Raw genomic sequence first — 16729 nt, forward strand, 5'->3', positions numbered from 1 at the left:
GGGATTCCCGCGCCCGGCCGTTTCACGCCTGGCGGTCTCAAGGCATCGCGATCGTGACATCCTCCCCCCGGCCCGATCCCGGCAGCGCGGCACCCGCGTCCGGGCCCACCTGGTCGGGACCGGGCTTTGCCGAGTTCGTCGGAATCGTCGCGCTGATGATGGCGGTCACCGCCATGTCGATCGACAATCTGCTGCCGGCCTTCCCGCTGATCCAGAACCGTTTCGCGGTCGCCGACGCTAACAGCCTCCAGCTCCTCGTCTACGTCTACATGATCGGCTTCGGGCTGGCGCAGATCGTCTACGGGCCGGTCTCGGACGCGCTCGGACGGCGCAAGGTCCTGCTCGCGAGCCTCGCGATCTACGCCGCGGGCTGCGTGATGGCGATGGTGGCCCCGAGCTTCGAGTGGCTGCTCGCGTCCCGCGTCATCCAGGGCATCGGCGCGGCGGCGGGCCGGGTGCTCTCCACCGCCATCGTCCGCGACCGGTTCGCGGGCCGCGAGATGGCGAGCGTGATGTCGCTCATCATGATGGTGTTCCTGATCGTGCCGATGCTGGGGCCCGCGATCGGCGCGACGATGCTGCTGCTCGGCTCCTGGCACTGGGTCTTCGTCTCGATGCTGGCCCTCAGCGGCGTGCTGGCCCTGTGGTTCGCCGCCCGCATGCCGGAGACGCTGCATCCCGAATATCGCCGCCCGCTCTCCCTCGCGGCGACGGTGCAGGCGCTGGGCACGGTTCTGCGCACCCGCGTCGCCATCGGCTACGCCACGGCGCTCGGGCTGATGACCGGCTGCATCATGGGCTATGTCGGCTCGGCCCAGCAGGTGTTCGACACCGGGCTCTACCATCTGGGGAGCCTGTTCCCGGTCGCGTTCGGGCTGGTGGCGGGCGCCATGGGCGCGGCGACGCTGGTCAATTCCCGGATCGTGCGGCGGCTCGGCATGCGCAGCCTCTCGCATGCGGGGGTCACCGCCTTCACCGCGGTCGGCCTCGTCCAGGTCGGGATCGGGCTGCACTATCAGGGGCAGCCGCCCATCGCGCTGTTCCTCGCGGTGCTGGCGCTCAACCAGTTCCTGATCAGCTTCGTCATGCCGAATTTCAACGCGCTGGCGTTGCAGCCGCTCGGCGCCATCGCCGGCACCGCCTCCTCGTTCCTCGGCTTCTACACGACCATGCTCGGCGCCCTGTGCGGCTGGCTGATCGGGCGCGCCTTCGACGGAACGGTGATGCCGGTGGCGATCGGCTACGCGGCGCTGGGCGGCCTCTCGCTCCTCGTCGTCGCCTGGACCGAGCGGGGGCGCCTGTATCGCGCAGGGATTTCCGGTTGATGAGCCGATCCGCTTAACCGGCGATTCAGCCTGTGGCCACACGCTCCGCGGACAGCTTTCCTGCCTCGGAGCGTCCCCCGTGTTCGGTTCTGCCCAGAACGGCGTCCTTCTCGCCGCCCGCCTCCTCATGGCCGCGGCGCTTTTGCCGACGGGCATCGCGCGGGCGCTCAACGTGTCGGGCTTCGCCCTGACGCTGGCCGGCGCGGGCTGCCCGGCCCCGAACGCGGTCGCGACGGCGGCGGTGATCGTCCAAGTGTTCGGGCCCCTCGCCCTGATCCTCGGCGTGATGCCACGCATCACCGGGCTCGTCATGGCCCTCTTCGTCGCCGCGATGGCGGCCCTGCTCCACCCGTTCTGGGTCTATGTCGGGGGCAGCGCCGTGACCGAGCGCAGCTTCTTCCTGGCCGATCTGGGCCTCGCCGGCGCGTTCCTGATGTACGCCATGACCGGCCCCGGCGCCTGGAGCTGGCAGGGCTATTTCGCCCGCTCGGGCGGCGGTTCGGAGCCGGTGCGGGCCCCGGTGCGGGCGCCCGCGAAGAAGGCGCCGGTCAAGCGCGCGGGCGGCCGGGCTCCGGCGCGGGCGGCGGCGTGAGCGGCTGAAGCGTCGAGACCGAGCCGTCGGCGGGCCGCGGCACGGCGCCGGGCCCCGCCTCGGCGCCGCGGACGCGTCGCTGACCGGACACCTCGGACCCGGCATCCGGCGCGAGACGCCGGAACACGAAGAACGAGCCCGCCGAGATCACCGCCACCGCGAGGAAGGCGAGGGAGAAATCCCGCGCCTCGATGCCCGAATGGCCGTGCCAGGCCGCCGCGCCCTCGAGCGCCAGAGCGCCGATGGACACGCCGAGACTGAGCGAAAGCTGCTGGGCGACGCTGGCGAGGCTGGTGGCCGCGCTCATCTCCCGCGACTCGAGGTCGGCATAGGCGATGGCGTTGACGCAGGTGAACTGGAGCGAGCGGACGCAGCCGCCGAGCAGCAGCACCGCGATGATCACCCAATGCGGCGTCCCGGCGGTGAACAACCCGTTCACCGCCAGAAAGGCGGAGGCGATCAGCGCATTCGTCACCATCACCCGGCGGAAGCCGTAGGCGCGCAGGATGCGGGGTCCGACGATCTTGATCAGAAGCGCGCCCGCAGCCGCCGCGAAGGTGATGAGGCCCGAATGCAGCGGATCGAGACCGAAGCCGATCTGCAGCATCAGCGGCAGCAGGAAGGGAATGGCCCCGGTGCCGATGCGGAACAGGCTGCCCCCCGTCACCGCGGCCCGAAAGGTCGGGTAGCGCAGCAGGTCGAGGCGGATCAGCGGATGCTCGGTGCGCCGGGCATGGCGCAGATAGAGCGCCATCAGGACGATTCCCGCGCCCATGCAGCCCCAGGACACCCCATCGGGCAAGAGATGGCGCCCGGTGGCGGCGAAGCCGAGCATCAGGAGGGCGAGCCCGGTTCCCGAGAGCAGGAAGCCCGGCACGTCGAGGGGCGGGCGCTCCGCCTCGCGGATGTCGCCGATATAAAGCGTCGCCAGAACGATTCCGGCCAAACCGATGGGAATGTTGATGAAGAAGATCCAGCGCCAATCCGCGTAGGTGGTGATGAAACCGCCGAGCGGCGGACCGAGGATCGGGCCGATCAGCGCCGGGATCGTCAGGTAGGCCAAGGCCCCGACGAGCTCCGATTTCGGCACCGAGCGCAGGATCACGAGGCGCCCCACCGGCACCATCATGGCGCCGCCGATCCCCTGCAGGAAGCGGGCGGCGACGAAGCCGAGGAGCGAATTCGACGCGGCGCAGGCGAGCGAGCCTGCCATGAACACGCAGAGCGCTGCGCGGAACACGTTGCGGGCGCCGTAACGGTCGGCGGCCCAGCCGGAAATCGGGATGAAGATCGCCAAGCTCACGAGATAGGCGGTGAGGGCGAGCTTGAGGGCGATCGGGTCCTCGTTGAGGCTCGCGGCGATGGCCGGAAGCGCCGTGGCGATCACCGTCGAATCGGTGTTCTCCATGAAGAGCGCGGTCGCGACGACGAGGGGGACGATCTGAGCGGGACGCATCGGCGGGGACAAGCGCGGGGCGGGGGGATCGGTTGCACCGCCGCAGGCATCGAGGCAAGCGCGACAGGAATGCGCGACAGGATCGACGGGCGGCCTGCGGGCCGGCTCGCGCCCATGCTTCGAGTTGGAGTGACTGGAAACAACGTTGCTGAACGGTCACAGGGCCGCGGATACGCCCCGGTAGAGACCGCGGGCGGAGACGGCGTCCTTCCTGCGGCGGGCCGCTACGGCTAGGCTTGCCGTCCGAGACGACACCACACTTCCGCCCCTGGGGGGACGACGCCGTGTGCGCCGGCCCCGTCCATCCGCGAAAGAGAATGATGCTGCGGTTGCAAACTTCCCGCCCGCCCGTCCGGGCGGCGCGCCTCTCGCTGGCCGTGGCCGCCCTCGGCCTGCTGGCCGGCTGCGGCGACGTGGTTCTGACCGATGGGCGCTCCCTCTCTCGCAGCGACCAGTTCGCGACGAGCGATGCGGTCGCCTCCGAGTCCAAGCTGTTCATCGACCCGACCCTGCCGACGACGGTGCGCACCGTGCGGATCGTGCCCACCGTCTTCACCGAGGCGGTGTCCGGGCCCGGCCTCAACGCGGTGGAGCGGCGGCTCATCGCCAACGCCGCCGACCGGGCGCTCTGCTACGACCTTTCCCTGCGCTACGACATCGTTTCCTCCGGACGCGCCGATCTGACGGTGCGCTCGGCGATCACCCGCATCGATCTGACCAACGTTCCGGCGGCGGGCGCCACCATCGGGGCCTCGGCGGCGATCTCCATCGCCGGACAGGTCGGCGTGGGCTTCGCCAACACCGTCGGCAAGATCCCCGTGCCGCGCGTGCCGATCGGTCTCGGCAGCCTCACGATCGAAGCGGAGGCGCTCGACGCCCGCAACCGTCAGCGCGCCGCGATGATCTGGGGCGGCGCGGCCAACGCCTTCACCAACCAGGCCCGCTTCTCGGCGGCGTCCGATGCCTACGATCTGGCGGGCGAGTTCGGCCAGGATTTCGGCTCCTACCTCGCCACCACCAAGGATCCGTTCCGGGGCGAGCTGCAGATCCCGACCTACGACCGCGTCCGCATCACCACCCTGGGCGAGGCACCCCTCGATCCCGATTGCGACGCCTTCGGCCGCGCGCCGGGCGTCGACGGCATCGTCGGCGACCTGATCGGCCTGCCGCCGGACTGGACCGACCGGGGACCGGCCGCCGTCCCGACCCGATAGGGTCCCGGCGGGCCGTCCAAGGCCCGATCGGGCGACGATGGCGCGATCGGATCGCCCCCGCGCCACCGGGAGACGGAGCGGCCGCGGGTCCGTCGCGTCACGCGCTCCGGCCGACCGGCTCCGGCGACTCCCGCGCCCCGGCGGGGTCGCCGCCCCGGCCATCGCCTGAACCGTCGGCGGGATTCGCGGCTTGCCCATCCGCCGGGCCGCCCGCATGCGCGCTGCCTTTTCCGCCCTCCTTGCCGATCGTGCGGCGGGCGCGGAAGGCCGGGCGCTGATCCGCCTCCTTCCGCTTGAGCATGGCGCGGAACTCGTCGCGGCGCTCGTGGATCGACGCGATCACGAGCCCCATCGGCACCCCGACATCGACCAGCACGGCCTCCGAGAGCTGAAGCGAGGCCTCGATAGTCTCGGGCACGGCGTCGGTCACGCCCATCTCGTAGAGCTGCGTGGCATGGCGCGCGTCGCGGGCGCGGGCCACGATGGTGAGGTCCGGCCGCTCGGCGCGGGCGGCCTGCACCACGGCCTCGACGGCGCTCGGATTGTCGAGGGTGACGACGAGCGCCCGGGCGGTGGCGATGTCGCAGCGGCGCAGCATGTCGGGATGGGCCGAATCCCCGAAATAGACCGGGCTGCCGAGCCGCCGATGCTCGGCGACCCGGGCGGGGTCGGCATCGAGGGCGAGATAGGGAATGGCGTGGCGCTTGAGCATCTCGCCGACGAGGCGGCCGACGCGGCCATAGCCCGCGACGATCACCCGGTTCTGCACCGCTTCCGGCGCCGGCTCGGCGCGGGCCCGGCCGAGCTGCGCCGTCGAGACGCGGCGACCGACGCGCCGCCCCAGGACCGCGAGCGCCGGGATCGCGATCATGGTGACGGTGGTGACGATCAGGGCCGCGCCTCCGACCGGCTCCGGCACCAGCCCGGCCGCCATGGCGCCGCCGATCAGCACGAAGGCGAACTCCCCGCCGGGGCCGATCAGCAGGGCCGTCTCCAGGGCGACGGGCCGGGGAATCTTCAGGAAGCGGGCGCCCGCCAGCACCACCCCGCCCTTGATGACGAGGAGGCCGAGGGCGAGACCGAGGATCGCGCCGGGGGCGGCGAGGAGCTGGGCCGGGTCGAGGCTCATCCCGACCGAGACGAAGAACACGCCGAGCAGAAGCCCCTTGAACGGGTCGATCGTCGCCTCGATGGCGCGGCGATACTCGGTCTCGGCGAGCAGGAGCCCGGCCACGAAGGCGCCCAGCGTCATCGACAACCCGCTCGCGGCGGCGACCAGAGCGGTCGCCACGATGACGAGCAGGCAGGCCGCCATGAACAATTCGGGCGAGCGGGTCAGCGCCACGAGGTGGAACAGCGGTCGCAGGGCCACGCGACCGGCGATCACGATCAGCACCAGGGCCACCGCCGCCTGACCCAGGGCGAGGGCGAGGGCCGCGCCGAGATTGCCGCCGTCGTTGCGGCCGAGCACCGCGATGGCGAACAGGATCGGCGCCACCGCGAGGTCCTGGAACAGCAGCACCGCGAAGCTGGTGCGGCCGGCGGGCGTGCCGAGCCGCTTCTGCTCGGCCAGGACCGGAAGCACCACGGCGGTGGAGGACAGGGCGAGCGCGAGGCCGACCAGCACGGCGCCGGCGACGGGCTGTTCCAGGGCGACCAGGATCACGGCGATGATGGCGGCGGACGCGATCACCTGGATCGAGCCGAAGCCGAAGACGAGGCGGCGCAGCACCCGCAGGCGCTCCCAGGACAGCTCGACCCCGATCATGAACATCAGGAAGATGACGCCGAATTCGGCAAGGTGCGCGATTTCGGACCGGCTGCCGATGGTGACGGCACCGAGCCAGGGATGGCTCTCGGCGAGGCGGCCGAGGCCGAACGGCCCGAGCAGGGCGCCCGCGCCGATGAAGCCGAGCACCGGGCTCACACGCAGGCGGTGGAACAACGGCACCACCACGCCCGCGGTCATGAGGAAGAGGATGGCTTCCTTGTAGCCGCCTGCCTGCGCGCCGGCCTCCGCGGCGATCTGGGTGGCGGCCTGCACGGGAACGGTCATTCGGTTCGAGGAACGCCTGTCACGGGGGAAGAGGGCCCCCGAGCAGCCGGGAGGACGCCGCCATCATGGGCGTCCCCGGGTCTACGGAGCAACCATTTTCGCTCGCAACGGCGACGGCGGATCACTGGCTTCTCGAAGGAAAGCCGTCGCCGCAACGCGAAATCGGCATCATCTTACCGATGGATGCAGGAGCAAGCTAAAGCAACCTAAAATTTGGCTTCGATCATGCTCCGATCCCTGCGGCGTTTCGTATTCGAGCCATCCACCGCGGAAGGTAGGCGCCGGCACAACTTCGGCACAATGCAAGCTTACGCTTGAGTAACGCGATGTTAGGGAATGGCCCGTTCGCCGCCCCCCGCAGAGGCCCGTCGAGATCGATGTTCAGGAAGCTGCCGAACCGGGAGGCCCAGCGCGAGCGGCGCGAATGGGCGCTCGACCAGACCCGCTGGAAGCACGAGCGCGACGTCGAGCGCGGCTACCGCATCAAGTGGGGCTATGTCGGAATCGCCTACCTCGTCGAATTCATGGTGATCGGCGCGTCCCTCGCCGGCGCATGGCTGTTCGCGGATTACTACAGCGACGGCGACGCCCGCGCCTTCTACTTCATGCTGCTCGCCCCGCTGGTCTATGCCGCGGTGGAGCTGTGCCGTGTGCCGCTCGGCATCCTGGCGCGCACGCAGCGCTCGTGGTTCGTGCGCGCGCTCGCCATGCTCGGCATCCTGTTCGCGGCGGGCGTGACCACCAAATCGGTGTCGCAGCTCGGCGAGATGATGTTCCATCCCCGCCTGATGGACGCCGCCAAGGCCAAGACCGCCCTCAAGGATGCCCAGGCCGACCGCGACAGCATCGACACCCGGATCAGCGCCGCCAATGCCCGCGTCGAGCAATATGCCAACGAGCTGGAGCAGATCGAGAAGCGCTCCGCCGAGAACGCCTCGCAGCTCGCCGGCCTGCCGGCGCAACGCTGCGAGCGGGTCTACGGCACCAACAGCCGGGGCATGCGCTACTCGAACCTGAAATGCGTCACCGACCCGCGCACCGCGACGCTGAACGCCGCCGTGGCCAAGGCGGGCACCGACCGCGGCACCGTCGTCAAGGAACTCGAGGAAGCCCGCAAGGGGCGCGGCCTCCTCGACCGGGGCGCCGCCGACCGCAAGGTCGCCGATGCCGAGCAGGCCTACCGCAACGCCGTCAACCGCTCGCAGCTTCACTCCTTCACCGCCATGGTCTACGGCGTCGATCCGATCGAGGTGAGCGACGCGCAGGTGCACGCCTTCCTGCGCATCTTCGTGTTCGTGCCCGCGCTCTGCGCCGCCTTCGCCTCGACGATCCTGGCGCTCTCGGCGGTCTCGGTGCGCAAGACCTTCATGGACGAGGACGATCTCGGCGCCGCGGTGAGCGCGGAGGCCGCGCCCTACCTGCTGGCCTCGGTGGCCGAGACCGTGCGTCAGGAAATGGCGGCCAATCCCCTCAAGCCGGCGAACCGGGAGGGCTCGGTCATCCCGCTCGACCGGCGAACCGCGCCGGTCGTGCCGCCGGGCCCGCCCGCCGCGATGCCCATGCCCGCCAGCGCCGGCGCCTAGCCTCTCGACGAGTCCTCGACCATGAGCATCCTCACCGACGGGACGCACGAGAACCTCGTGCTGGCGCAGAACGTGAACGGCAGGCTCCGGGCCGAGGCCCGCATGGCCTTCGCCCGGGCGTTCCTGCTGCGGGCGACCGGGGCGGGGGCCTTCCTCGCCCTGGCCGGCGCCGGCTTCGGCGCCGCCTCCTACGGCTACGCCACCATGAACCAGTTCGACACGGCCGCGGAGAAGATCGCCGCCGCGATGCAGACGGCCCTGGCCAACGTGACCCTCAAGACCAAGGGCGAGGTCACGCTCACCGACAACACCCTCAAGCTCGAGGGACTACCGGCCCAGAAGGCCGACGCGGTGCCGACGCCGACCAAGGCGCAGCTCGGCGCCGAGGCGGCTCCGGCCTCGAAGGCGCCGGTCAACACCACCTTCACGGTGTTCAAGCAGGTGCCCTATCTCGACGGGCAGATCGTGACGGGCTGGAACTTCAAGGCCGCCGAGGATCGGCCCTATCAGCAATATTGCTACTTCTCCCGGCGCTCGAACGAGTCGAAGGGGCAGGTCGAGATCAAGATCGATCTCGCCATGGACGGTCGGACGCTGCCGCAGCCGCAGAAGTCGGACGTGAATCTCGGGATCCTGGCCACCAACTGCGTGTGGCACGACGGAAAAGCCCTGTAACCGCCGGCGACCCGTCGGCGGCGCGCGGTTGACACGAGGGATTTTGCCTTTCAGGTCGGATCATCCTCGCACCGGAAGGTCCCATGCGCTTCACCGGAACCGACAGCTACGTCGCGCCGCCAGACCTCACCACCGCGGTCAATGCCGCGATCGTTCTGGAGCGCCCCCTGCTGGTGAAGGGCGAGCCCGGCACCGGCAAGACGGTCTTGGCCGAGGAGATCGCCAAGGGGCTCGGCGCGCCGCTCCTGACCTGGAACGTGAAGTCGACGACCAAGGCGCAGCAGGGACTCTACGAGTACGACGCGGTCTCGCGCCTGCGCGACTCGCAGCTCGGCGATCCGCGGGTGTCGGACATCGCGAACTACATCCGCCGCGGCAAGCTGTGGGAGGCCTTCACCGCCCCGACCCGGCCCGTCCTGCTCATCGACGAGGTCGACAAGGCGGATATCGAGTTCCCCAACGACCTCCTGACCGAACTCGACCGGATGGAGTTCCACGTCTACGAGACCGGCGAGACGGTGCGGGCGGAGAAGCGCCCGATCGTCATCATCACCTCGAACAACGAGAAGGAGCTGCCGGACGCCTTCCTGCGGCGCTGCTTCTTCCACTACATCAAGTTCCCCGACGCGCAGACGCTGCAGGCGATCGTCGAGGTGCATTATCCGGGCATCAAGCACCGCCTCGTCGAGGAGGCCCTGCGGGTCTTCCTGGAGACCCGCGAGGTGCCGGGCCTCAAGAAGAAGCCCTCGACCTCCGAGCTCCTCGATTGGCTCAAGCTGCTGGTGGCCGAGGATATCTCCCCCGAGACCCTGCGCGAGCGCGACGGCCGCAAGCTGATCCCGCCGCTGCACGGGGCGCTGCTCAAGAACGAGCAGGATGTCAGCCTCTTCGAGAAGCTCGCCTTCATGATGCGGCGGGAGGGGCGGGGCGGCTGAGCGCGCCCCGACCCGGTTCCCGTCCGTGTCTCAGTTCGCCCGGCGCGAGACCGAGACCGCGTAGGCCGGCGAGCGGATCGCGAACATCGGATCGTCGCTCGGGCCGGCGATGCCTTCCGGCAGGTCCACCACCGGGTCGAAGGTCCGGGCGTCGCAGGTGGCGTCCGGCTCGATCCCCGTGATCGAGAGCGTGCCGAGCGTCTCCGCCTTGCGCTGCTCCTCCGGCCACGCCACCGTCGGGTCGGTCAACGTGTCGCCGGCCTCGGCCAGGATCGCGACGAGGTCGAACTTGGCCGGCCCCTTGGCCAGACGTTCCTTCAGCTCGTCGGCGTAGAAGCTGTCGGGCTTGGCCTTCGCCTCTTCATCGGTCAGACCGGCCTTGTCGGCGGAGACGAACTTCAACCGGGCCGTCTTCGCCTCACCCTTGGCGTTGGTCAGCGTGTAGGCGTGGACCGCCCAGTAATCGACGCCCGCGTAGCTCGCCGGCACCGGGCGGGCGTTGAGCCACGCCGCCTGCCGCGTCGTCTCGGGATTGGCGGCGGCGAACGCCTTGACCTTCTCGGCATCCGGCTTGCCGTCCGGGCCCGGGGCGCGGACCTGAACGAATTCGAGCAGCTGGGCCGGAGTCTTGGTCGAGAAGACCGGCGCCGAGATCGTCACGAACACCATGTCGCCGGCATCCGCGCTCATGCGCACCGAGAGGCCGCGGGTGACCGGCTTGGTCTTGTCCGACACCTTCGGGTTGCTGCCGCCCATGGAGAAGCGAGCGGTCACCGGCACCTCACGCGCGAAGTGGGGAGCCTTCGAGAGGGCTGCGGCGCCCGCGGACGGCGCGAAGCTGCCCTTGAGGCAGACGCCCTTGGCGCCGCTGGCACGCACGCCCTTGTGGTTGCCGCCCGCCGCGAACTGCCCGGCGACGATGGCGGCCGGATCGGTCTCCTCGGCATGGGCCGCGGTCAGCAGGCAGGCGGTCGCGGCGAGGCCGCCGAGGAGCGCGCGGGTTCGGCTCATGATCGTCACGTCTCTCACATTGGAATCGCGCCAAGGAGCGCATGCTCCCTCCTGAATTGTGCGCAATCCTTTTGCAAGCAGCTTGGCCGTCACGGGTGCGTCATATCCTCCGGCAAGGCTCTGTTTCGGCCAAGCCCGGGCCGAGATCCCACCGAGCCCCGCGCTCGTCACAGAGCCGGGCCGCCGTGACGATGGCGCCGGCCGCCCCAGATAAGGGCGCGTCGCCCACCCCGCGCGGTGCTTCTCCATGAAGACGAAAAAGCTCGGCCGCACCGGCCTCGACATCTCGCCCCTCTGCCTCGGCTGCATGACCTACGGCGTGCCCGAGCGCGGGCCTCATCCCTGGACCCTGCGGGAGGAGGAGAGCCGGCCGCTGATCCGCCGGGCGATCGATCTCGGCATCAATTTTTTCGACACGGCCAACTACTATTCCGATGGCACCTCGGAGGAGATCGTCGGCCGCGCGCTCCGGGATTTCGCCAGCCGCGACGACGTCGTGCTCGCGACCAAGGTCTATTATCCGCTCACCGACCGGCCGAACGCGGGCGGCCTCTCGCGAAAAGCGATCTTTTCCGCCATCGACGCCTCGCTCAAGCGGCTCGGCACCGATTACGTCGATCTCTACCAGATCCATCGCTGGGACTACGAGACGCCGATCGAGGTGACGCTGGAGGCGCTCCACGACGTCGTGAAGGCCGGCAAGGCCCGGTATATCGGCGCCTCGTCGATGTTCGCTTGGCAGTTCGCCAAGGCGCTCTACACCGCCGACCTCAACGGATGGACGCGGTTCGCCACCATGCAGAATCATCTCAACCTGCTCCATCGCGAGGAGGAGCGGGAGATGCTGCCGCTCTGCGCCGACCAGGGCATTCCGCTGCTGCCGTGGAGCCCGCTCGCCCGGGGCCGGCTGACCCGCGATTTCGACGAGGGCAGCGCCCGGCAGGACAGCGACCTCGTCGGCAAGGGACTCTACGACGCGACCGTCGAGGCGGACCGCCGGGTGGTCGAGGCGGTGGCCGAGATCGCGCGAAACCGTGGCGTGCCGCGGGCGCAAGTCGCCTTGGCCTGGGTGCTGCAGAAGCCGGGCGTGGCCGCGCCGATCGTCGGGGCCTCGAAGCCGCAGCATCTCGACGATGCGGTCGCCGCCCTCGATCTCGCCCTCACGCCGGAGGAGATTGCGGCGCTCGAAGCGCCCTACGTGCCCCATGCCGTGGTGGGCTTCCGCTGATGCGTCGCCTGCTGCTGCTGCGTCACGCCAAATCCGGCTATCCGCAGGGCGTCGCCGATATCGATCGGCCGCTCGCGCCCCGCGGGCGCGACGCCGCCCCCTTGATGGGCGATTACATCGCCCGTGAGGGCTTTCGGCCGGACCATGCCATGGTCTCGCCCGCGCGGCGCACGCAGGAGACCTGGGAGGCCGTGCGGCCCTTCCTCGACGGTACGCGCGAGGAGACCGTGCCCTCGATCTACGAGGCGCCCTCCGCCCGCATCCTCGACGCGATCCGCTCCGCACCGGATGAGGCCGCGACGCTCCTGATCATCGGCCACAATCCGGGACTGGGCGACGCGGCCCTGCGCCTCGTCGGCGAGGGCCCAAAGGATCTGCGACGCGATCTGCGGGAGAAGTTTCCGACCGCGGCCCTGGCGGTGATCACCTTCGAGATCGAGAACTGGGCCGCCATCACCGACGGGGCCGGGACGCTCCTGCGCTACGTGCGCCCGCGCCAGCTCGCGGCGGAGATGGAGGACGACTGACGCGCGCCGCATCCGGCCCGATCGCCTCGGGCGTCCCCCCGCATTCGATGCACGGCGCCGTCTCGCGGCGGGATCGGAAGCGGGAGAACCCTCCGGCCCCGCTCGCCGTTTCCAACGGGCCGGCCTCCGTCAGACGGGCCGCACCGCCCGGTCGCCCGTTGGGGAATGCCTTGCTCCTCGAAGCTCTCCTCGTCCTGTCGATGCTGCCGCGCGAGGCCGAGACGGCCGGGCGGGCCGCCGGGCAGGCGATCCAGGCACGCCTCCCGAGCGTTCCGACGGCGCCGATCGCCCCGGCCCTGCCGCCGAGCCTCAGCCTCGTCGCCCGGGCGGTGTCGAATTGGCGGGATCAGGCCGGCGACAACCTCGCCCCGACCTCCCTCGCCCTCGTGGTGCGCTACGCCGCGGCCGAGCCCGGCTTCGTCGCCCGCTGCGTGCGGCTCAACAATTACTGGTGCGTGAAGCAGGCCCGCTGGACGGGGGAGCTCGGCGGCGACGCGGAGGGGCATACCGGCTTCGCCACCGCCGCCGACGGCGCCGACGCGGCGGCCCAGCTCCTGCGCCGCTACTATCGCGATTACGGCCGCCGCACGGCGCTCGCCATCGTCCGACGCTGGGCACCCGCCGAGTGCGGAGCGCCGCGTCCCCTGACCCGCGCGGCGGCCCCGAAAGCCGGGACAATCGCCCGCGCCGCCGCAGGGCCCGTAATCTCGGCGGGGATCGCACCGCAGGGCATCGGCCGTACCCTGCGCGCCCGTTTCCTGGCGCGCCACGGACGGGGCGGCGTGGCGCGGGCGGTGCCCCCCGTGGCGGGCGGCCTGCGGGTACAGCCCTGGTCGGCGCGGGCACGCCTCGCCGGCCATCCGGGGCGCATCCCCGTTCCCCGCGCGGCGGCGCTTCCGGCGCTGAGGCCCGCGACCGAGATCGCCACCGGGCTCACCGCGGCCTCGGCGGGTCCAGTGACGCGCGCCGCGGCGGATCCGGCAGCGCTCCTCGCTCCGAACCGGCTCGTGGTGGAATCGGCATCGCTGCCGCCGCTCGCCGCCTCCTTGCCGAAGGGTAGCCTGCTCGATCTCTCCATCCCGGCCCCGCTCTGCACCAGCGACGAGACGCGCATCCGCAACTACGCCGCCCGCATCGCGAGCAGCGTCGGCGTCGGCCCCGAGGACGATCTACGGCTGTTCGGGGAAGACGGGCGGGCGGGGGAGAACCTCCTGCCGGTGATGCGGGCGATGTCGGCGGTCGAACTCGGGACCCTGCACGCCTCGCGCGATCTCATCGCGGGGGCGGTCAAACGGCTTCAGGACCGTACGGCAACGAGCGCGGCCTCGGACAAGCGGGTCGAGGCCGCGCGGTAGGTCCCCGATCGAGACCCCGTATCCGCGGCGCCCGTCAGGCGGCGTCGCCCGGTGCCTTCTTCAATTGGCAGCCGGTGATCCGCCACTGGCCATCGACCTGCCGCTGCAGGGTGTAGAGCGCGACCCAGTCGATCCCGGCCTCGTCCTGGAGGCTCACCCCCTGGGCGATCTCGTCCTCGGCCGTCTCCTCGGCGGTCTCGAAGCGGTAGCTGCGGGGACGCAGGACCGGGGCGTAGCCTTTCTCCACCATGGCGAGGAAAGTGTCGGGGGAGGGGAACAGGTTGCGGATCTGCGGCGCGGCTTCGGCGTAGGCACCGGCCGAGTCGTTGCGCCGGAACGCCTCGATCTGGCGCTCGATGGTGGCGCGAGCGGCCTTCTGGGCGGTGTCGTCCGCCCGGGCGGGCAGGGCGGCGAGGATGAGGGCGATCAGGACGGCAGCGGTGCGCATCGCGGGGCACTCCGTTCTTCCCGCGCGGGACGATTCGGTCCCGGCGCGACCTGCTCGAAGAGAAGCAGGCGGCGGGCCAACGCGGTCAGGCCGCGCCGGGCTCCATTGGATCGTGCAGGCGCCGCCACGCGAAGACGGAGAATACGCCGACGAGGCAGGCGGCGATGCCGAACCACGTGAAGGCATATTGCAGATGGTTGTTGGGAAGATCGACCCGCAACTGCCCGCCGCGGGGCCAGCCGCCGGGATTGGGCGTCGCGTCCGCCTCGATCAGGTAGGGCGCGACATTCGTGAGCCCGCGCGCCGCCGCGATGGCCGGAATCTCGCGGGTAAACCACGCATCGCGGGCGGGGTCGGATTCGGGCACGAACATCGTGCGGACCTCGCTTCCCCGCAGCATGCCGGTGACGGACGTCTCGCCCCCGACCTGACCCGCCGCACGCGACTGCGGATCCTTCAGCTCCGTCGGCACGAAACCGCGATTGATCAGGATGGTGGTGCCATCCTCTCTCCGGAGCGGCGTCAGCACATAGTAGCCCTGGAGTGCCCGGCCGGGTTCGCCCGGGGCGAGGCCGTGCACCAGCGTCTCCCGGTCATGGAGGAGGGTGCCGACCGCCCGCACCCGGCGGAACTCGTCAGCCTTCGGATCCCAATCCGCGAAGGGCGGGGGAGCGGCCGGGGGCTCGGCATGGGAACGTTCGATGATCCGGGCGATCAGCGCCTCCTTCTCGCCCTTGCGGGCGAGCTGCCAGACGCCGAGGCCGACGAGGATCGCCAGGCAGACGAGGGCGGCGAGGCCGGGGGCGATCAGGCCGCGCAGGCGGGCGGAGCGGTCGGCGGCGGTCATGCGCGGAAGCGCCCCTGCTCGGCCTTGTTGGCGAACTGGACGGCGGCCAGCAGTCCCTTCAGGGGTCGCACCAGCAACAGGCTCAGACCGATGGCGAGGGTGCCCGCGACGAGGGCGTGGACCCAGATCGGCGGCTCGTAGGCGAATTCCATCCACAGGGCGGTCCCGGCCACGACGAAGCCGGTGATCGACATCACGAAGAATGCGGGACCGTCGGCGGAATCGAAGCGCGAGAAATCCTGGCCGCAGACCTCGCAGGCCGGCCGGACCGCGAGGAAGCCGCGGAACAGGTGACCCTCGCCGCAGGCCGGGCAGCGTCCGCGCAGGCCGGTCGAGATCGGGGAGGGATGGGAGGCAACTCGGTTCACGGGCTCGATCCTCGCGTTCCCCCGATATGGCGGGCCGGTGGCGAAAGCGCACGAAAAAGGGCGGCTCACGCCGCCCTTCGCGATCGCCGCCCGCGCCTTGCGCCCGGGCAGCGAAGAGGCGGTTGCCTCAGTGGGCGCCGCCGCCGGCGCCCGCACCCCAGACGTAGATCGCGGCGAACAGGAACAGCCACACCACGTCGACGAAGTGCCAGTACCAGGCCGCGAACTCGAAGCCGAGATGCTGCTTCGGGGTGAAGTCACCCTGGTAGGTGCGCAGCAGGCAAACGGCGAGGAAGATCGTGCCGATGATGACGTGGGCGCCGTGGAAGCCCGTCGCCATGAAGAAGGTCGACGAGTAGATCGAGCCCGAGAAGCCGAAATGGGCGTGGGCGTACTCGTAGGCCTGGCAGGCGGTGAACAGCACGCCGAGGATGATCGTCAGCCACAGGCCCATCTTCAGGCCCTTGCGGTCACCGTGAAGCAGGGCGTGGTGGGCCCAGGTCACGGTGGTGCCGGAGGTGAGCAGGATCAGGGTGTTGAGCAGCGGAAGGTGCCAGGGGTCGAACGCCTCGATGCCCTTCGGCGGCCAGACGCCGCCGGTGAACTCGACGCGCGTCGCCTGGATCGGGTCGGCGGTGTAGACCGCGGCCTCGAAATAGGCCCAGAACCACGCCACGAAGAACATCACCTCGGAGGCGATGAACATGATCATGCCGTAGCGGTGGTGGAGCTGCACGACGCGGGTGTGGTCGCCCGAATTGGCCTCGTGGGTGACGTCCTTCCACCACGACAGCATGGTGTAGAGCACGCCGAGCGTGCCGGCGCCGAACACGTAGGGGCCGATGGCGAGACCGCCGGCCGAGAGACCCTTCATCCAGAAGACGGCGCCGAAGGCCATCAGGAACCCGGAGAACGCACCGAGGAGGGGCCACGGGCTCGGGTTGATGATGTGGTAGTCGTGGTTCTTGGCGTGCGCCCCGGCCATCGCAACTGGTCTCCCTTCGCCCTAACCCGTCGTCGCATCGACGGCCCGGGCCTTGTGTGCCTTGTTGAGGATCGGGTTTCGACGCCCGGTCCCGGTGAAGCTCTACTGCGGCCCCCGCGCCCTT

Annotated in this window: 16 protein-coding genes; 9 read left to right on the forward strand and 7 right to left on the reverse strand. The window is 70.5% G+C overall.

Annotation, left to right across the window (positions count from 1 at the left end; all coding sequences use genetic code 11):
- Positions 1–158: 158 nt before the first annotated feature.
- Entirely contained in the window at positions 159–1325 is a 1167-nt protein-coding gene (locus OWC43_RS09665; protein ID WP_393958533.1) for a multidrug effflux MFS transporter, read from the forward strand.
- A 79-nt stretch (positions 1326–1404) separates the two neighbouring features.
- A complete protein-coding gene (locus OWC43_RS09670) occupies positions 1405–1917 on the forward strand; it encodes a DoxX family protein (RefSeq protein WP_393956493.1) in 513 nt (170 codons plus the stop codon).
- On the opposite strand, the gene OWC43_RS09675 is transcribed toward OWC43_RS09670, so the two are convergent.
- Positions 1874–3373, reverse strand: coding sequence for an MFS transporter (locus OWC43_RS09675; protein WP_393956494.1), 1500 nt, complete (start codon positions 3371–3373; stop codon positions 1874–1876). The genes OWC43_RS09670 and OWC43_RS09675 overlap by 44 nt on opposite strands.
- 320 nt (positions 3374–3693) lie before the next feature.
- Between OWC43_RS09675 and OWC43_RS09680 the strand changes: the two genes are divergently transcribed.
- On the forward strand, positions 3694–4587 hold the full coding sequence (locus tag OWC43_RS09680) for a DUF3313 domain-containing protein (protein WP_393956495.1): 894 nt from the start codon (positions 3694–3696) through the stop codon (positions 4585–4587).
- A 97-nt stretch (positions 4588–4684) separates the two neighbouring features.
- Here the strand turns inward: OWC43_RS09680 and OWC43_RS09685 are convergent, their stop codons facing one another.
- Positions 4685–6643 carry a cation:proton antiporter gene (locus tag OWC43_RS09685; RefSeq protein ID WP_393956496.1) on the reverse strand — a complete coding sequence of 653 codons (1959 nt, stop codon included), beginning with the start codon at positions 6641–6643 and terminating at the stop codon, positions 4685–4687.
- Between the two features lie 377 nt (positions 6644–7020).
- Here OWC43_RS09685 and OWC43_RS09690 point away from each other — a divergent pair, with 377 nt between their 5' ends.
- The 3 genes from OWC43_RS09690 (at position 7021) to OWC43_RS09700 (ending at position 9836) form a co-directional block, all read left to right on the forward strand.
- Positions 7021–8226: an ATPase gene (locus OWC43_RS09690; protein WP_393956497.1), complete on the forward strand. Its 1206-nt coding sequence runs from the start codon at positions 7021–7023 to the stop codon at positions 8224–8226.
- A 21-nt stretch (positions 8227–8247) separates the two neighbouring features.
- Complete coding sequence (locus OWC43_RS09695; RefSeq protein WP_393956498.1) at positions 8248–8901, forward strand: hypothetical protein; 654 nt, start codon at positions 8248–8250, stop codon at positions 8899–8901.
- A gap of 83 nt (positions 8902–8984) precedes the next feature.
- The gene (locus OWC43_RS09700) at positions 8985–9836 is read left to right on the forward strand and encodes a MoxR family ATPase (RefSeq protein ID WP_137830530.1); all 852 of its coding nucleotides are present in this window, start codon (positions 8985–8987) and stop codon (positions 9834–9836) included.
- A 30-nt stretch (positions 9837–9866) separates the two neighbouring features.
- Here OWC43_RS09700 and OWC43_RS09705 read toward each other — a convergent pair whose 3' ends face one another.
- Positions 9867–10847, reverse strand: coding sequence for a catalase family peroxidase (locus tag OWC43_RS09705; protein WP_137830529.1), 981 nt, complete (start codon positions 10845–10847; stop codon positions 9867–9869).
- Positions 10848–11094: 247 nt separating this feature from the next.
- On the opposite strand from OWC43_RS09705, the gene OWC43_RS09710 reads away from it, so the two are divergent.
- From OWC43_RS09710 to OWC43_RS09720, 3 genes are all read left to right on the forward strand, one after another.
- Complete coding sequence (locus tag OWC43_RS09710) at positions 11095–12075, forward strand: aldo/keto reductase (protein WP_393956499.1); 981 nt, start codon at positions 11095–11097, stop codon at positions 12073–12075.
- A complete protein-coding gene (locus OWC43_RS09715; protein ID WP_393956500.1) occupies positions 12075–12602 on the forward strand; it encodes a SixA phosphatase family protein in 528 nt (175 codons plus the stop codon). The genes OWC43_RS09710 and OWC43_RS09715 overlap by 1 nt, the downstream gene beginning before the upstream one ends.
- A 170-nt stretch (positions 12603–12772) precedes the next feature.
- Positions 12773–13957 (forward strand): hypothetical protein, encoded by a 1185-nt coding sequence (locus OWC43_RS09720; RefSeq protein WP_393956501.1) that lies wholly within the window; start codon positions 12773–12775, stop codon positions 13955–13957.
- A gap of 34 nt (positions 13958–13991) precedes the next feature.
- Here OWC43_RS09720 and OWC43_RS09725 read toward each other — a convergent pair whose 3' ends face one another.
- The 4 genes from OWC43_RS09725 to OWC43_RS09740 form a co-directional block, all read right to left on the reverse strand.
- Positions 13992–14405, reverse strand: a complete 414-nt coding sequence (locus OWC43_RS09725) for a DUF4864 domain-containing protein (RefSeq protein WP_137830525.1) — start codon at positions 14403–14405, stop codon at positions 13992–13994.
- Between the two features lie 85 nt (positions 14406–14490).
- Positions 14491–15252, reverse strand: a complete 762-nt coding sequence (locus OWC43_RS09730) for an SURF1 family protein (protein ID WP_393956502.1) — start codon at positions 15250–15252, stop codon at positions 14491–14493.
- Positions 15249–15620 (reverse strand): DUF983 domain-containing protein, encoded by a 372-nt coding sequence (locus OWC43_RS09735; protein WP_393956503.1) that lies wholly within the window; start codon positions 15618–15620, stop codon positions 15249–15251. Before OWC43_RS09735 ends, OWC43_RS09730 begins: the two co-directional genes overlap by 4 nt.
- 127 nt (positions 15621–15747) lie before the next feature.
- Positions 15748–16605, reverse strand: coding sequence for a cytochrome c oxidase subunit 3 (locus OWC43_RS09740; RefSeq protein ID WP_137830522.1), 858 nt, complete (start codon positions 16603–16605; stop codon positions 15748–15750).
- Between the last annotated feature and the right edge of the window lie 124 nt (positions 16606–16729).

The sequence above is a fragment of the Methylorubrum sp. POS3 genome (genome assembly GCF_043352485.1).
GTDB classification, from domain to species: domain Bacteria; phylum Pseudomonadota; class Alphaproteobacteria; order Rhizobiales; family Beijerinckiaceae; genus Methylobacterium; species Methylobacterium suomiense.